Below are 14304 nucleotides of genomic sequence, written 5' to 3' on the forward strand. Positions count from 1 at the left end.
ACGGTTTATATTGAACAACCCGCTTTTTTTTGTTAAAATCAACTATTATGAGAGGCTTAAGAGGGGCGACTACGGTTGCCAATAATTCCAAGACGGAGATCCTGGCGGCGACTAAAGAACTGTTGACCGAAATGGTCGGGGCCAACGATTTGAAGATCGAGGAGATCGCTTCGATCATCTTAACTTTGACCGCCGATCTGAACGCAGTTTTTCCAGCGGAGGCGGCCAGGGAGCTTGGCTGGAATGATACCGCCTTGCTTTGTGCCAGAGAGATCGACGTTCCCGGAAGTTTGCCTAAATGTATTCGGGTGCTGATGCACATTAATTCAGTTAAAGAACAAAAAGAATTGCGGCACGTTTATCTAAAAGAAGCGGTTAACCTTAGGAGGTAAGCGATGATCATTATAATGAAACCGGACGCGTCTGATGAACAGATCAACGCGGTCTCGGAAAAGTTAAAAACGCGCGGCTTTGGGATCCATCTCTCCAAGGGGACCGAACGGACCGTTATCGGCGCGATCGGCGATAAAGTGTCGTTGCAGCTGGAAACGATCCAGATGCTCCCCGGCGTTTCCGAGATCGTTCCGATCCGTAAACCGTATAAACTGGTCAGCCGCGAATTCCGGACCGAAGACACCATCATTAAAATAAACGATAAAGTTTCGATCGGCGCCGGCCAAACGATCGCGGTCATGGCCGGGCCTTGTTCCGTCGAAGGGGCGCAGGAAATGAATGAAGTGGCCGAAGCGGTCAAAAATGGCGGCGCCAATATTCTGCGCGGCGGGGCCTTTAAACCGCGGACCTCTCCTTACAGTTTTCAGGGGATGGGAGAAGAGGGGCTGAAGCTATTGGCCGATGCCAGAAAGAAATATGGCTTGCCGGTCGTGACCGAAGCGCTCGATACCAGGGACGTGGAACTGGTCGCCCGCTACGCCGATATCGTTCAGATTGGAGCGCGCAACATGCAAAATTTTAGTCTGCTCAAGGAAGTCGGCAAAGCCGGCAAACCGGTCCTGCTCAAGCGGGGGGCTGGTTCGACCATCGAAGAGTTGTTGATGTCGGCGGAATATATCATGTCGGAAGGCAACCACCAGGTCATGCTTTGCGAGCGGGGGATCAGGACTCTGGAAACCTATACCCGCAATACCCTGGACCTTTCCGCCGTGCCGGTCATTAAGAAGTTGAGCCATCTGCCGGTGATCGTCGATCCGAGCCACGGCACGGGAAAACGGGACCTGGTCGGACCGATGGCCAAAGCGGCGATCGCCGCGGGAGCCGACGGCTTGATCATCGAAGTGCATCCGCATCCGGACGAAGCCTTGTCCGACGGTCCGCAATCGCTGACCCCGGAGATGTTTAAGGCTCTGATGGGGGAATTGAAGCTGGTGGCGCAGGCAGTAGGGCGTCGAGTTTAATCAGCAGATCATCAAATCCGGTCTTGTTTTTAGCGGAAATAACCACGGCCGGCCGATGCTTTTTTCGGTTCTCCTCTGATAGCGGTTGTTCTGTCTTATCCTCTTTATTAAAGACCGTCAGGATCGGCTTGTCGGCGCTGCCTAATTCTTCCAAGACCTGATAGACCGACTTGATCTGTTTTTCAAAATAAGGGCTGGAAGAGTCGACGACGTGGATCAGGAGGTCCGCCTCGGTCACTTCCTCCAGGGTCGCCTGGAAAGCGGTGATCAGCGTGTGGGGGAGCTTCTGAATAAAGCCGACGGTGTCGGTCAGGAGCACCGTCCGGCCGGACGGCAGATATAATCTTCTGGTCGTCGGGTCCAGCGTGGCGAAGAGTTTGTCTTCCGCTAAAACGTCGGACTTGGTCAGGGCGTTGAGCAAAGTCGATTTGCCGGAATTGGTGTAGCCGACTAGGGTAATGATCGGCATTTGACTGCTGCGCCTTTTGGCTCTTTTTAACTGGCGTTCGCCGCGTAACTTTTCGATCAGTTTTTTTAGCTCCGCGATCTTGGCGCGGATCGAGCGCCGGTCGGATTCCAGCTTGGTTTCGCCCGGGCCCCGGGTCCCGATCCTTCCTCCCTGGCGGGATAGGGCTTCCCCCTGGCCGACCAGGTGGGTTAGGAGAAAGGTTGTCTGGGCCAGCTCGACCTGGAGTTTCCCTTCGCGGCTTTTGGCGTGCAGGGCAAAAATGTCGAGGATCAGTTCGGTCCGGTCGATGACCTTGATCCCCAGCTCTTCTTCTAAGTTCCGGATCTGGGCGGGGGAAAGCTCGTGGTCAAAAATAACCAAGTTGGCTTCGGAGGCGATGACCGACGCTTTCAATTCGTCCAGTTTGCCCGAGCCGATAAAATAACCCGGATCAACCTTGGTCCGTTTTTGGACCATCGATCCGACGACGATGGCGCCGGCGGTTTTGGCCAGTTCCGCCAGTTCGGCCATGGTGATCGAAAGCGCGATCTCTTCTTTTTGGAATTCCACGCCGACCAGGAATGCTTTTTCCTGGCTGAAAATGGCAAATTCATTTGTTTTAAATCCCACTATTCCTTATTCTAACACATATGTTATAATCCCCACAGTTATGGCGGAAGAAAAGAAAATTAAAGTTCTGGTTGTCGATGACGAGCCGGATGTCGTTTCCCTGCTGGAAGTCCTTTTGAATTCCTACGGTTACTCGGTCATTTCCGCCGCCGATGGCCAGCAAGCGCTGGAAAAGGCCAGGACGGAGAGGCCCGACTTGATCATTCTTGACGTCATGTTGCCTAAACTTGATGGCTATAAGGTCGCCCGAATGCTGAAATTCGATGAGAATTTTAGCAAGATCCCGATCATCATGCTGACCGCCAAAGTGACCGATAAAGACAAGGAAACCGGGATCGAGACCGGAGCCGATGTTTACCTGACCAAGCCGTTCGAGACCGATAAGCTCTTAGCTTCGATCGAAACTGTTTTGCGAAAATACAGTCAGAATCCGTAGGGATTAAAAGGAACCATAAAATGGCCGACAGAAGCAAGTCACTACGTGAAAGTTTGGTCAAAAGCGGTCTGCTGACCGAAGCGCAGGTCCAGGAGGCGATCGAAGACGCCCGCCACACCGGCGACACGTTGATCAAAAGCATCCTCCGCAACAACTTCGTCGCCGAAGATCTGATCGCGACTTTTCTGGAAAAAGAAATGGATTTTCCCCGGGTCGATCTTTCAACTTATTTGGTCGACCAAAAAGCGGTCAATTTATTGCCGATCGGCGTGGCGAAAAAGTATCATCTGATCCCGCTTTTTAAGGTCGGCGAGGTTTTAACGATCGCCATGGTCGATCCGTTTGACGTGGTCGCCCTTGATGAGGTCCGCTCAAAAACGAAGTGCGACGTCGAACCGATGGTTTCGACCCCGAAAGATATCGACTCGGCGATCGCCCAGTATTACGGAGTCGCCGGCTCGGTTGACGACTTGATCAAGGGGATCTCGCCGTCGGAAAGCAGTCCGATCCCTTCGGCCGTCAAGGACGAAGAGGGGCCGATCTCCAAACTGGTCAGCCTGCTAATCTTCCGGGCGATCACCGAAAAGGCGTCCGATATCCATATCGATCCGAACGACAAGAATGTCCGGATCCGTTACCGCATTGACGGGATCCTGCATGACGTTTCGACGGCCCCGGTTTATCTGCAATCCCTGATCACGACCCGCATCAAGGTCATGGCGAAAATGGACATCGCCGAGTCGCGGGTCCCCCAGGACGGACGCTTCGAGATCAGGATGGAGACCAAGGTCGTCGACGTCCGCGTTTCTTCTTATCCGACGATCTACGGTGAGGCGATCGTCATGCGCTTGCTCGATAAAAGCAAAGTTCTCTATGCCCTGGAAGAATTGGGCTTTTCTCCGCTGATGCTGGAACAGTACAAAGGCCTGGTGGAGCGTCCATACGGCATTATGCTGGTGACCGGGCCGACCGGTTCCGGAAAAACCACCACTCTTTATTCGACCCTTAACAATATTATTACGCCGGAAAAGAACATCATGACGATCGAAGATCCGGTGGAGTACGAACTGGCCGGGACCAGGCAATCGCAGGTCAATCTTAAAGCGGGGATGGACTTTCCCCGGGCGCTCCCTTCGATCTTGCGCCAGGACCCGGACGTTATTTTGATCGGCGAGATCCGCGATCTGGAAACCGCCAAGGTTTCGATCCAGGCGGCGTTGACCGGTCACTTGGTCTTTTCAACGCTCCACACCAACGATGCGGCCGGCGCCCTTAACCGTTTGGCCGACATGGGGATCGAACCGTTCCTGATCTCTTCGGCGGTCGCCGGGGTTATCGCCCAGCGCCTGGTCAGAAAGATCTGCCAGCATTGCAAAGAACCTTATGTTCCTTCGCCGGAACTGCTGCGCAAGCTGGGGCTGGACGTGAATTCAAACCTGACTTTTTATCACGGGAAAGGGTGCAAGGCCTGCCATAACCTCGGCTACGAGGGCCGTTTCGGTATTTATGAGATCTTAACGATGAACGACAAGATCAAGGATTTGGTCATTGCCAAAGCGGCAACCCACGAGATCAAGAAAGCGGCGCTGGAAAGCGGCATGAAAGCCCTGCGCGACGACGGCATGGAAAAAGTTCTGGCCGGCAAGACCACGCTTGATGAGGTCTTGAGGGTGACCCAGCTTGACTGATTTTAAATATAAGGCCCGCGATCGCTACGGGGTTTTATCCTCCGGCGAGGTTAGCGCTGAGAATGAAAAAGTTGCCGCCCGGTTGCTGGAAGGGCAGGGGTTGATCCCGATCAGCATCATAGACCCGAGCGCGATCAGCGTTACTTTTCAACTGGAAAAATGGTTTTCTTCCTTCCAAAAGATCAAACCGGAAGATATGATCACCCTGACCCGTCAGCTTTCCTCGGTCATCGACGCCGGGATCCCGCTATTGGAAGGCCTGGAAGCCGTTTCCGAACAGATCGTCAGAAAAAGATTGAAGTTTGCCGTGCAGAGAGTGCGCAAAAACATTGAAGGCGGGGACACTTTTTCCGAAGCGCTGGCCAGAGAAAAGGATGTTTTCTCCCCGCTGATGATCAACATGATCAGGGCCGGAGAGCGGGCCGGCATCTTGCCGGAGGTCCTGGACCGGGTTTCCAATCTGACGGAAAAAGACATGCAGACCGCCGATAAGATCAAGACCGCCACCCGTTATCCGCTGATCGTTCTAGTAACGCTGTGCATCGCTTTTGTGATCATGAATATTTTTATCATCCCTAAATTTGCCAGCTTTTTCGCTTCTTTCAAGCTTGATCTCCCCTGGGCGACGCGATTGTTGATGGTGACCAACGCGTTTATCATGAACTTCTGGCCCTGGGTTCTGATCGCCGTTGCCGTTCTTAGTTACACCTTCAGCCGGGTTTTATCGACCGAACGGGGCCGCTATCAATGGGATAAGTTCATGCTTTCCGCGCCGGTTTTCGGTCCGTTGTTCATTAAGATTTACCTCTCCCGTTTCGGCCGGACTTTTTCGGCGATGCTGGCGGCCGGCGTGCCTGTTTTGGAAGGGTTGTCGATTGTTTCTGCGACTATCGGCAACAAAGTTATCGCCCGGGTCGTGCTTGATGTCCGCGATCAGGTGGCGCAGGGAAAAAGCCTGGCCGATCCGATGCGCGGCAGCCATCTTTTTCCGCCGATCGTTATTTCAATGGTGACCATCGGCGAAAAGTCGGGAACGCTGGAAACGATGCTGACCAAGTTGGCTAATTATTTTGACCGGGAAGTCGACTACACGGTCGATAATTTAACCCCGCTCCTGGAACCGATCCTGATTTTCGGTTTGGCGATCATGCTGCTCTTTTTCGCGCTCGGCGTTTTTCTGCCGATGTGGGATATCGTCAAGATAAACAAGTCCTTTTAATTCCTATTGACAAAAGACGGCCAACGATTATAATTGACTCGGCGAGGCGGGTGGGGTGGCGAGAATATCTTGAGAATATCTGAAAAGGGAGGCCCTAATTATGGATTGGTTGTTACTTATCGCCGCGGTCAGTTTGCTGTTCGGTTTTTTCTTCATCTGGGGTGATTGGCTGGTTAAGCTGAAAGAATACTTGGAAGAGCCGGTTGGTTCAATTGACGATAAAATGCTCTCCGCCCGCAATCTGGTCGGTTTGGTCCTGATCCTGATCGGCGCTTGGGTAATTTACGAGGCGATCGTTTATCCTCAACTCTGGTTGTTCTATGTAGTCGGCTTATTATTGCTGGTCTTTGCCGGTCTTTATCTTTTTTCTCCTAAAACACTGACCAAGCTCTCCGCCGTTTCCGATCGGATTGTTTTGCCGATTGACACTATTGTTATGCGGATGAAAAAGTTTATCGGGGTCCTGCTGATCCTGGCGGCCGGTTATCTTTTTTACGCCGCTTATTTGGCCAGTAGAATAAAATAGGGCCTTAGCCTTAAGAGATTTTAAATAAAAGGGGGTGAGTTTCAGAATGAAAAAAGGTTTTACACTTATCGAATTGATCATGGTGATCGTGATCCTCGGTATCTTAGCGGCGACGGCGCTGCCGAGATTCGTCAACTTGTCCGATCAGGCTAAAGTAGCGGCGGCCCGTGGATCGCTTGGTTCGATCCGCGCGGCGGTGGCGATTGCTTATGCCGAAAACGCGGCTAACGGCGTTTCTCCGCTGATCCCGGCTTCGATCGAGGCGACAATGTTCGCCGACGGCGCGATCCCGAATGAGCCGATCTCGAACAGCACTGCTGTGACGGTAGCTTCGGGCGAGCCGACTGGTTCGACCCCTGGCTGGCGGTATGACAGCTCGAATGGTCGCGTCTATATTAATGACGTCAACTATTCACAGTATTAATTAATATATGTTCTGAAAAGTATAAAGCCCTCCCTTGCGGGAGGGCTTTTACTATTTCCCCCTCGCCTTTGATCTCCGTTTGAAACCGCGGGAAACATGCGATATACTGAAAATTCAATGAGAAAATGGATCGTGCAGACGGTAGATGAGCAGAAAGCGGACGAATTAGTAAGACAACTCGGCCTTCCCAGGCTGCTGGCCCTCCTTTTGGTCGCCCGCGGAGCAGGGGAGGCTGATGAAGCGGCGAAATTTCTGGCGCCGAAGATCTCTTCGCTGCAGGACCCTTTTTTAATTCCCAATATAAAAACGGCGGCGGAACGGGTCTTGCTCGCGAAAGAACGGGGAGAAAAAGTCGTTGTTTTCGGCGATTATGATGTCGACGGCGTGACCGGGACGGCGATCGTGGTTCAGACCCTTAAATTGCTCGGGCTGGAAACCAGTTATTATATCCCGCATCGCTATAATGAAGGTTACGGTTTATCGGTTGAAGCCGTTAAACGGCTGGCTGCTTCCGGGGTAAAATTGATCATTACAGTAGATTGCGGCGTTTCCAATGTTCGGGAAGTTGCCACCGCCGGCGAAGCCGGGGTCGAGGTTATTGTTACCGACCATCACAATTTGCCGCCGGTCCTTCCGGCCGCGGTCGCGATCGTTAATCCCAAAATGATGCCGGGCCATCCGTCCCGGGACCTGTCCGGTTCCGGGGTTGCTTTTAAGTTTGCCTGGGCGCTGCTGCGCACCGCCGGGATCAAAGACAGTTTTTTCCTGACCGCCTTGCTTGACCTGGCCGCGCTGGGGACCTTTTCCGACGTGGTGCCGCTGACCGGGGAGAACCGGGTCATTGCCAAAAGCGGCCTGGCTTATATCGACGGCCGGCAAAGGATCGGCCTGAAAAAATTGGCCGAAGTCGCTAATCTCAACGGGGTGATCGGCGCCGACCAGATCTATTTCGGGCTGGCGCCGCGGCTTAACGCCGCCGGAAGACTGGAACACGCCGGCAAATCGGTCGATTTGCTTTTGGCCGACGATCCGACGGTCGCCAGGCAATTGGCCGAAGAGATCAACCGGATCAATATTAGGCGTCAGGAGATCGGCGCCAAGATCAAGGCGGAAGTCTTTTCCCGCCTGCCGGCAATCGATGAGGGCAAAGCGATCGTTATGTCGGGCGAAAATTGGAACCCGGGGGTGATCGGAATCGTCGCTTCGCAGGTCGCGGAGACCCGGTTCCGTCCAGCTGTGCTGATCGGCGTTAACGACGGGATCGGCCGGGGTTCGGCCCGGTCGGTCGGCAAGCTGAACATTTTCGATTACCTGGCCAAATGCCGCGATCTCTTTCTTGATTTCGGCGGCCACGCCGGCGCGGCCGGTTTCAAGATCAGCGCGGAGAAGATCCCTCTTTTTGAGAAGAAATTCCTGGCGGAAGTCGCCGCCGGGATTACCGACGAAGAACTAGCCCCCGTCCTGATGATCGACGCCGAAGTCACGATCAACCAGCTTTCTCTTTCTTTGGTGAAAGAACTGCAGCGTCTGGCGCCGTTTGGCGAGCGGAACCCGGTCCCGGTCCTGATGCTGCGGAACCTCGCTTTATCGAATTTCCGGGTACTCGGCAACGGCAACAAACACCTCAAGGCCAAATTCAACTTTGGCGGAGCGGAGGTTGAAACGATCGGGTTCGGGATGGGAAGCTTGGGGGAACGCCTGGATTATTCCAAGCGCTACGATCTGGCCTTTAATCTGGAGAGCAACGAATGGAACGGTTTTGAGTCGGCCCAGCTTCGTTTAATCGATCTGAAAGAAAGTGAGTAGTCGCTGGAAACCTGCGACAATATCCCGCCATAGGCGGGCAGGCGCCGCGGGTTCCAAGTTTTATTTAACCGCGCAATTAATTGCGCGGTTAAATTGGAAGCCGGGGTGATCTTGCCTCAGGCTTCCATAGTTAAGCAATTCTTAATGTTATAATTAAAGAGAGGTTTTTACATGAAAATATTAGTCATTGGTTCCGGTGGCCGGGAGCATGCGCTGGTCTGGAAGATCGCGCAAAGTCCGTTGGTTGAAAAGATCTACTGCGCGCCTGGGAATCCAGGGACCGCTCAATTTGCCGAAAATATTTCCCTCTCGGCTCACGACATTACCGGCTTAAAAAAATTCGCTCTTGAAAAAAAGATCGGGCTGACCGTGGTCGGTCCGGAAGTGCCGCTGGTCGCCGGAATTGCCGACGAGTTTGCCGCCGCCGGCCTTAAGGTTTTTGGCCCCAGCCGGCAGGGGGCGCAGATCGAAGGAAGCAAAGTTTTTTCCAAGAATTTTATGACCAAATACGGCATCCCGACCGCCCAGTCGGGAACTTTTCGCCGTTTGGACGAAGCTGTCGCCTATGTTAAGGAAATGGGGGCGCCGATCGTCGTTAAGGCCGATGGCTTGGCGGCCGGTAAGGGAGTGGTTGTTTGCCAAACGGAAGCCGAAGCAATTGACGCGCTGAAGCTGATCATGGAGAAAAAAGAGTTTGGCGCCGCCGGCGATCAGGTCGTGGTCGAGGAGTTTTTAGCCGGTGAGGAGGCCTCGATCCTCGCTTTGACCGACGGGAAGTCGATCTTGCCGCTGGCTTCGGCGCAGGACCACAAACGGGTATTTGACGGTGATCAGGGGCCGAACACCGGGGGAATGGGGGCTTATTCGCCGGCGCCGATCGTGACCGAGCATTTAATGTCGGAGATTGACGTGACGGTCCTCAAACCGTTCATCGATGGGATGCGGCAGGAGGGGATCAGTTATAAAGGGATTATTTACGCGGGGGTCATGGTCACGAAAAAAGGGCCGAAAGTTCTGGAATTCAATTGCCGCTTCGGTGACCCGGAAACCCAACCGATCATGATGCGGATGAAGTCCGACCTGGTGCCGATCATGGAAGCGATCGTCGATGAAAAACTAGACGGAAAAATGATTGAGTGGCACGAGGAGGCGGCCGTTTGCGTCGTTCTGGCGGCCGGGGGATATCCCGGGAAGTATGAAAAAGGTATTGAGATCAAAGGACTCGATCGGATCGATCAATTAGATAAGGTGATGGTTTTCCAGGCCGGTACAAAAGATGAGCAAGGAAAGATCGTTACGGCCGGAGGGAGAGTTCTTGGCGTGACCGCGCTGGGCGATTCGATCAAGTTCGCGATCAAGAAGGCTTATCAGGCGGTTGATTTGATTAACTTTAAAGGGATGCATTTTCGGAAAGACATCGGCAAAAAAGCGCTGAAGTATGAACGGTAGAAGCCCGGGTGAAAAAATTATTGTCGCCACAACCAACCAGCATAAACTGCGGGAGATTGGGGAAATCCTGGGGATACTGGTTACGGGACGCGGAATACGGGTGAAGGAAAACGGGAAAACCTTTGAAGCGAACGCGATCAAAAAAGTTAAAGCGATCAAGCTAAAACCTGGCGAGATTGCCATTGCCGATGATTCCGGGCTGATGGTCAATTGTCTCGGTGGTCGGCCGGGGGTAAAATCGGCCCGCTTTGCCGCGCCGCCGACCCCGGAGAACCTTTGCCGCAAACTCCTTAAAGTGATGAAAGATTGCCGGGAGAGAGGAGCCAAATTTGTCTGTGCGATCGCGGTCGCTTTTCCGGACGGCCGGATCAGGGTGGTCAAAGGGATCGTTCACGGCCGGATCGTTCGTGAAATGAGAGGGGCGAAGGGGTTTGGCTATGATCCGGTTTTTCGCCCCTGCGGTTACCCAAAAACCTTCGCCGAAATGTCTCCGACCATGAAAAACCGCCTGTCTCATCGTGGTTTAGCGCTGAAGAAATTAAAAGAATTATTATCCATTTAACCGCGCAATTAATTGCGCGGTTAGAATAAATTATTCGCTGGAATTTTATTGCCAAAGCTAATTTCTTTTGTTACAATGAGAAAATTCTGGAGGTAATAATGAAAAAACAAGTGAAATTCAAAGGGAAAATCTTGATCATCGGCTGCGGCTCGGTTTCACAGTGCGCTATTCCGATCGTTTTGAAATTGATCGATGTTCCGGCCAAAAATGTGACCATTATGGATTTTGCCGATAATCGTAAGCGGGTCAAGGATTCCTTGAAGAAGGGAGTCAAATACGTTATCGACCGGGTGACAAAAGAAAATTACCAAAAACTTTTGGCTAAATATGCCGGTCCGGGCGATTTGATCATCGATCTGGCCTGGAACATCGATTGCCGCGCGATTACCACCTGGTGCCGGGAAAATCAGGTCCTCTATGTCAATACTTCCGTCGAAGAGTGGGATCCGTATAAAGATGAACAGCGGAACGATCCGACCAAATATACCCTCTATGCCAGGCACATGGAGATCCGTAAGATGATCGAGGATTGGGGGGACAACAACGGGACGACCGCGATCGTCGATCACGGCGCCAACCCGGGACTGGTCTCTCATTTTACCAAGCATGCTTTGATCGGGATCGCCGATAAGATCATTGAAGAGAAACCGAAAGATAAGCGGGTGCCGGAATTGAAGGAATATCTGCGAGTCAAGGACTTCTCCCGTCTGGCGATGCTGACCGGGGTGAAAGTTGTTCACATTTCGGAGCGGGATACCCAGATCACCGATCAGCCGAAACAGGTCAATGAGTTCGTCAACACCTGGAGCATTGAAGGTTTTTATGAAGAAGGGGTCGCGCCGGCCGAACTTGGCTGGGGAACGCACGAGCGGTATGTGCCGGAAGGAGCCTTCTTCCACGAGACCGGTCCGCGCAATCAGATCTGCCTTCGTACCTTGGGGATGAGGACCTGGGTCCGTTCCTGGGTGCCGCAAGGGGAGATCACCGGGATGGTCATTCGCCACGGGGAAGCTTTCAGCATTTCCGATCGGCTGACCGTTTGGGAGAACGGGAAAGCCATTTACCGCCCGACCGTTCATTACGCCTATTGTCCGAGCGATTGTGCCATTGTTTCCCTGCGCGAGCTGGAGATGCGCCAGTTCAAGATGCAGGAAAAACAGCGGATCATGTCGGATGAGATCATTTCCGGCCGCGACGAGCTCGGCGTCCTGCTGATGGGGCATGATTTCAAGTCGTGGTGGTGCGGCAGTCTGCTTGATATCGAAACTTCCCGGAAACTGATCCCGCACCAGCAGGCGACTACTATGCAGGTGGCGATCTCGGTCGTGGCCGCGTCGATCTGGATGATCAAGAACCCGAAACGGGGCTTCCTGATGCCGGACGATCTCGATCACGAAGAGATCCTGAAGATCGCTAAACCGTTCATTAAGCCGTTCGTTTCGAAAGCGGTCGACTGGACGCCGCTCAAGAACCTGAACATTAAATTTACCAAGTTCGATATGGAGCTGCCCAAAGTTGAAGACGTCTGGCAGTTCAAGACATTTTTGGTGAAATAATTGAACAACAAGGACCTGCATAAGTACGCGAAAAAGCACGGGACGCCGCTCTTTCTGCTCGACCACGAAGTGATTCGCGAGAATTACCGCCGAATGCGGCGCTTCCTGCCGCGGGTCGGGTTGTATTACGCGATCAAAGCCAATTCCGATCCGGAGATCATCCGCACCCTTTATCCGCTCGACAGCGGCTTTGACGTTGCTTCGCTCCAGGAGTTTTATTCGGTCCTGGAGAACGTGCCGCAAAAGGACCTGCGGGGGAAGAAGCGGAACGCCTTCATTTGGGACAGGATCATCGTTGCCAACACGATCAAACCGGTGGAGACGCTGAAAAAGATCCGCAACTTCAACACCCTGATGACTTACGACAACGCGGAAGAACTGGCCAAGATCAAAAAGTATTGCCCCGATGCCGGCCTGATCTGCCGGATCAAGGTCCAGAACGTCGGTTCGATGGTCGAGCTATCGAGCAAGTTCGGGATCGAACCGGGGGACGCTCCCAACCTGATCGAACAGGCCTTTGACCTTGGCCTATCGGTCGAAGGGGTTAGCTTTCACGTCGGCAGCCAGTGCTGCAACATCGATAATTACATTACTGCCCTCGAAGCGTCGGCCGAGATCTTCAAAGAGGTTGCCGCCCGCGGCCACAAAATGAAGGTCCTTAACATTGGCGGCGGCTTTCCAGTTCCCTATGATGAGTCGGTCCCGGAATTTGAGATCTTCGCCGGAAAATTACGCAAAGAACTTGACCGCCTTTTTCCAAAAAAGATCGAGATCGTGGCGGAGCCGGGGCGCTATCTGGCAGCGACCGCCGCTCATCTGGTCGTAAAAATTATCGGCAAGGCGGTGCGCGACGGCAAAACGGTCTATTACGTTAATGATGGGGTTTACGGCACTTTATCCGGCGTGATCTTCGACCATTGTCCTTATCATTTCCATTCCTTCAAGAAGAGAGGGGAGAAAAAGATCTGCGCGGTGGTCGGTCCGACCTGCGACGCTTTTGATACCGTCTCAACCAGTGAGATGCTGCCGGAACTGCAGATCGGCGATTTGTTATACGTCGAGAATATCGGGGCTTACAGTATCGCGTCAGCGACCAATTTTAACGGTTTTCCTAAAGCTCAAGTCGTTCATCTCAATCAGTAAAAATGCGCCCGTAGCTCAGCTGGATAGAGCGTCTGCCTTCGAAGCAGTAGGCCACAGGTTCGAGTCCTGTCGGGCGCATTTTATATTGCAGGGTCGCTTGCCCCGATCGCGAATAGCGCATCGGGGATCCCTGCCGGGCGCAAATTTATAGGATAGCTTTCAAGATATCACTGATAATAAATGGTTTTGGAAAAAACCGTTCAGCGCCGTTTTCCCTTGCCGCCCGCTCTCTTTCAGCGGCGCAATCGCCGCTCATGACAAAAACTTTGCTTTGGGGGTAGGTCCTGGTTATCAGTTCGGTTAATTCCAGGCCGTTCATCCCTGCCGGGTCCATATCGACATCGGTGATAATAAGATCAAAACGTCCGTTAGCCAAAAGCGGGATCGCTGCCTCGGCATTTCCCGCTTGAGTGACGGTCAGGCCCCGCTTGGTCAGTACTCCTGCTAAGAAAGTCCGCAATATCGGATCGTCATCGACGACCAGGACATTTTTAACGGCTGTCGTTTTCCTATCTAAATTGATCGGCGCGACAGGCGGGGTGAAAACGGTTGTTTTCGATGAAGGGACAAAAATCGCCCTGATGTTGGCCAGTGTCGCGGTTAATTGTTCGCCTGCTTTAACGATCGTTTCAAGATCCTCTTTAAGAGTTTCAGGGTCTCCCGTTTTCAACTCATCAAGGGCGATCCTCGAGGTGACGGTAATTAATGATAGGGTATTGTTCCCGTCATGGACAAGTTTTCTAACCGCAAGCACTTTCCCGGCTAAATCATTACGAGCTCTAGCGGCTCTTTTTTGGGCGATCTCTAATAACGAGACTGCCTTCCCTTTATAAATTCGGCTGATCATGTTGGTTTTCTCCTTTTTAAGTATCTTATTGCTATTTCGATCATTATTGAGACAAATTTCATTATTTTTAGTAAATATAGGGAAAATTGATGGCAACAAATTGGTTGAAATGTAGGGAAAAAAGGGGTATAATAAGGGGTCAGTAGGGGGGGAAG

General features: G+C 52.6%; 14 protein-coding genes and 1 tRNA gene. 13 read left to right on the forward strand and 2 right to left on the reverse strand.

Going from position 1 to position 14304, the window contains the following annotated elements; translation table 11 throughout:
• The first annotated feature begins 47 nt into the window (after window positions 1-47).
• Together aroH and aroF are read left to right on the forward strand one after the other, a co-directional pair.
• Window positions 48-392, forward strand: coding sequence for a chorismate mutase (aroH, locus tag WC772_06645; GenBank protein MFA6170432.1), 345 nt, complete (start codon window positions 48-50; stop codon window positions 390-392).
• Window positions 393-395: 3 nt separating this feature from the next.
• Window positions 396-1415: a 3-deoxy-7-phosphoheptulonate synthase gene (gene aroF / locus WC772_06650; GenBank protein ID MFA6170433.1), complete on the forward strand. Its 1020-nt coding sequence runs from the start codon at window positions 396-398 to the stop codon at window positions 1413-1415.
• On the opposite strand, the gene hflX is transcribed toward aroF, so the two are convergent.
• On the reverse strand, window positions 1357-2493 hold the full coding sequence (hflX, locus tag WC772_06655; GenBank protein MFA6170434.1) for a GTPase HflX: 1137 nt from the start codon (window positions 2491-2493) through the stop codon (window positions 1357-1359). The genes aroF and hflX overlap by 59 nt on opposite strands.
• Window positions 2494-2533: 40 nt before the next feature.
• Between hflX and WC772_06660 the strand changes: the two genes are divergently transcribed.
• The 11 genes from WC772_06660 to WC772_06710 all read left to right on the forward strand — a co-directional run bounded on the left by WC772_06660 (window position 2534) and on the right by WC772_06710 (window position 13380).
• A complete protein-coding gene (locus WC772_06660) occupies window positions 2534-2929 on the forward strand; it encodes a response regulator (GenBank protein ID MFA6170435.1) in 396 nt (131 codons plus the stop codon).
• A gap of 20 nt (window positions 2930-2949) precedes the next feature.
• Complete coding sequence (locus WC772_06665) at window positions 2950-4617, forward strand: ATPase, T2SS/T4P/T4SS family (protein ID MFA6170436.1); 1668 nt, start codon at window positions 2950-2952, stop codon at window positions 4615-4617.
• On the forward strand, window positions 4610-5836 hold the full coding sequence (locus WC772_06670) for a type II secretion system F family protein (protein ID MFA6170437.1): 1227 nt from the start codon (window positions 4610-4612) through the stop codon (window positions 5834-5836). The genes WC772_06665 and WC772_06670 overlap by 8 nt, the downstream gene beginning before the upstream one ends.
• A 100-nt stretch (window positions 5837-5936) precedes the next feature.
• Window positions 5937-6362 (forward strand): hypothetical protein, encoded by a 426-nt coding sequence (locus WC772_06675; GenBank protein ID MFA6170438.1) that lies wholly within the window; start codon window positions 5937-5939, stop codon window positions 6360-6362.
• A 46-nt stretch (window positions 6363-6408) separates the two neighbouring features.
• The gene (locus tag WC772_06680; GenBank protein MFA6170439.1) at window positions 6409-6786 is read left to right on the forward strand and encodes a prepilin-type N-terminal cleavage/methylation domain-containing protein; all 378 of its coding nucleotides are present in this window, start codon (window positions 6409-6411) and stop codon (window positions 6784-6786) included.
• 117 nt (window positions 6787-6903) lie between these two features.
• A complete protein-coding gene (recJ, locus tag WC772_06685) occupies window positions 6904-8592 on the forward strand; it encodes a single-stranded-DNA-specific exonuclease RecJ (protein ID MFA6170440.1) in 1689 nt (562 codons plus the stop codon).
• 171 nt (window positions 8593-8763) lie between these two features.
• Window positions 8764-10041, forward strand: coding sequence for a phosphoribosylamine--glycine ligase (gene purD / locus WC772_06690; protein MFA6170441.1), 1278 nt, complete (start codon window positions 8764-8766; stop codon window positions 10039-10041).
• Window positions 10031-10603, forward strand: a complete 573-nt coding sequence (gene rdgB / locus WC772_06695) for an RdgB/HAM1 family non-canonical purine NTP pyrophosphatase (protein MFA6170442.1) — start codon at window positions 10031-10033, stop codon at window positions 10601-10603. Before purD ends, rdgB begins: the two co-directional genes overlap by 11 nt.
• Before the next feature lie 98 nt (window positions 10604-10701).
• Complete coding sequence (locus WC772_06700; GenBank protein MFA6170443.1) at window positions 10702-12159, forward strand: saccharopine dehydrogenase C-terminal domain-containing protein; 1458 nt, start codon at window positions 10702-10704, stop codon at window positions 12157-12159.
• Complete coding sequence (locus tag WC772_06705) at window positions 12160-13302, forward strand: type III PLP-dependent enzyme (protein MFA6170444.1); 1143 nt, start codon at window positions 12160-12162, stop codon at window positions 13300-13302.
• Window positions 13303-13306: 4 nt separating this feature from the next.
• A tRNA-Arg gene (locus WC772_06710) sits at window positions 13307-13380 on the forward strand.
• 67 nt (window positions 13381-13447) lie between these two features.
• Here WC772_06710 and WC772_06715 read toward each other — a convergent pair.
• A complete protein-coding gene (locus WC772_06715; GenBank protein ID MFA6170445.1) occupies window positions 13448-14149 on the reverse strand; it encodes a response regulator in 702 nt (233 codons plus the stop codon).
• Window positions 14150-14304: the final 155 nt, after the last annotated feature.

The sequence above is a fragment of the Candidatus Margulisiibacteriota bacterium genome (genome assembly GCA_041661965.1).
Classification (GTDB): domain Bacteria; phylum Margulisbacteria; class WOR-1; order O2-12-FULL-45-9; family XYB2-FULL-48-7; genus XYB2-FULL-45-9.

Coding starts and splice junctions, on each gene's coding strand:
- WC772_06715 (MFA6170445.1), bottom strand. CDS start 14,149: ATGATCAGCCGAATTTATAAAGGGAAGGCAGTCTCGTTATTAGAGATC.
- WC772_06660 (MFA6170435.1), top strand. CDS start 2,534: ATGGCGGAAGAAAAGAAAATTAAAGTTCTGGTTGTCGATGACGAGCCG.
- WC772_06700 (MFA6170443.1), top strand. CDS start 10,702: ATGAAAAAACAAGTGAAATTCAAAGGGAAAATCTTGATCATCGGCTGC.
- WC772_06675 (MFA6170438.1), top strand. CDS start 5,937: ATGGATTGGTTGTTACTTATCGCCGCGGTCAGTTTGCTGTTCGGTTTT.
- purD (MFA6170441.1), top strand. CDS start 8,764: ATGAAAATATTAGTCATTGGTTCCGGTGGCCGGGAGCATGCGCTGGTC.
- WC772_06680 (MFA6170439.1), top strand. CDS start 6,409: ATGAAAAAAGGTTTTACACTTATCGAATTGATCATGGTGATCGTGATC.
- recJ (MFA6170440.1), top strand. CDS start 6,904: ATGAGAAAATGGATCGTGCAGACGGTAGATGAGCAGAAAGCGGACGAA.
- aroH (MFA6170432.1), top strand. CDS start 48: ATGAGAGGCTTAAGAGGGGCGACTACGGTTGCCAATAATTCCAAGACG.
- rdgB (MFA6170442.1), top strand. CDS start 10,031: ATGAACGGTAGAAGCCCGGGTGAAAAAATTATTGTCGCCACAACCAAC.
- WC772_06665 (MFA6170436.1), top strand. CDS start 2,950: ATGGCCGACAGAAGCAAGTCACTACGTGAAAGTTTGGTCAAAAGCGGT.
- aroF (MFA6170433.1), top strand. CDS start 396: ATGATCATTATAATGAAACCGGACGCGTCTGATGAACAGATCAACGCG.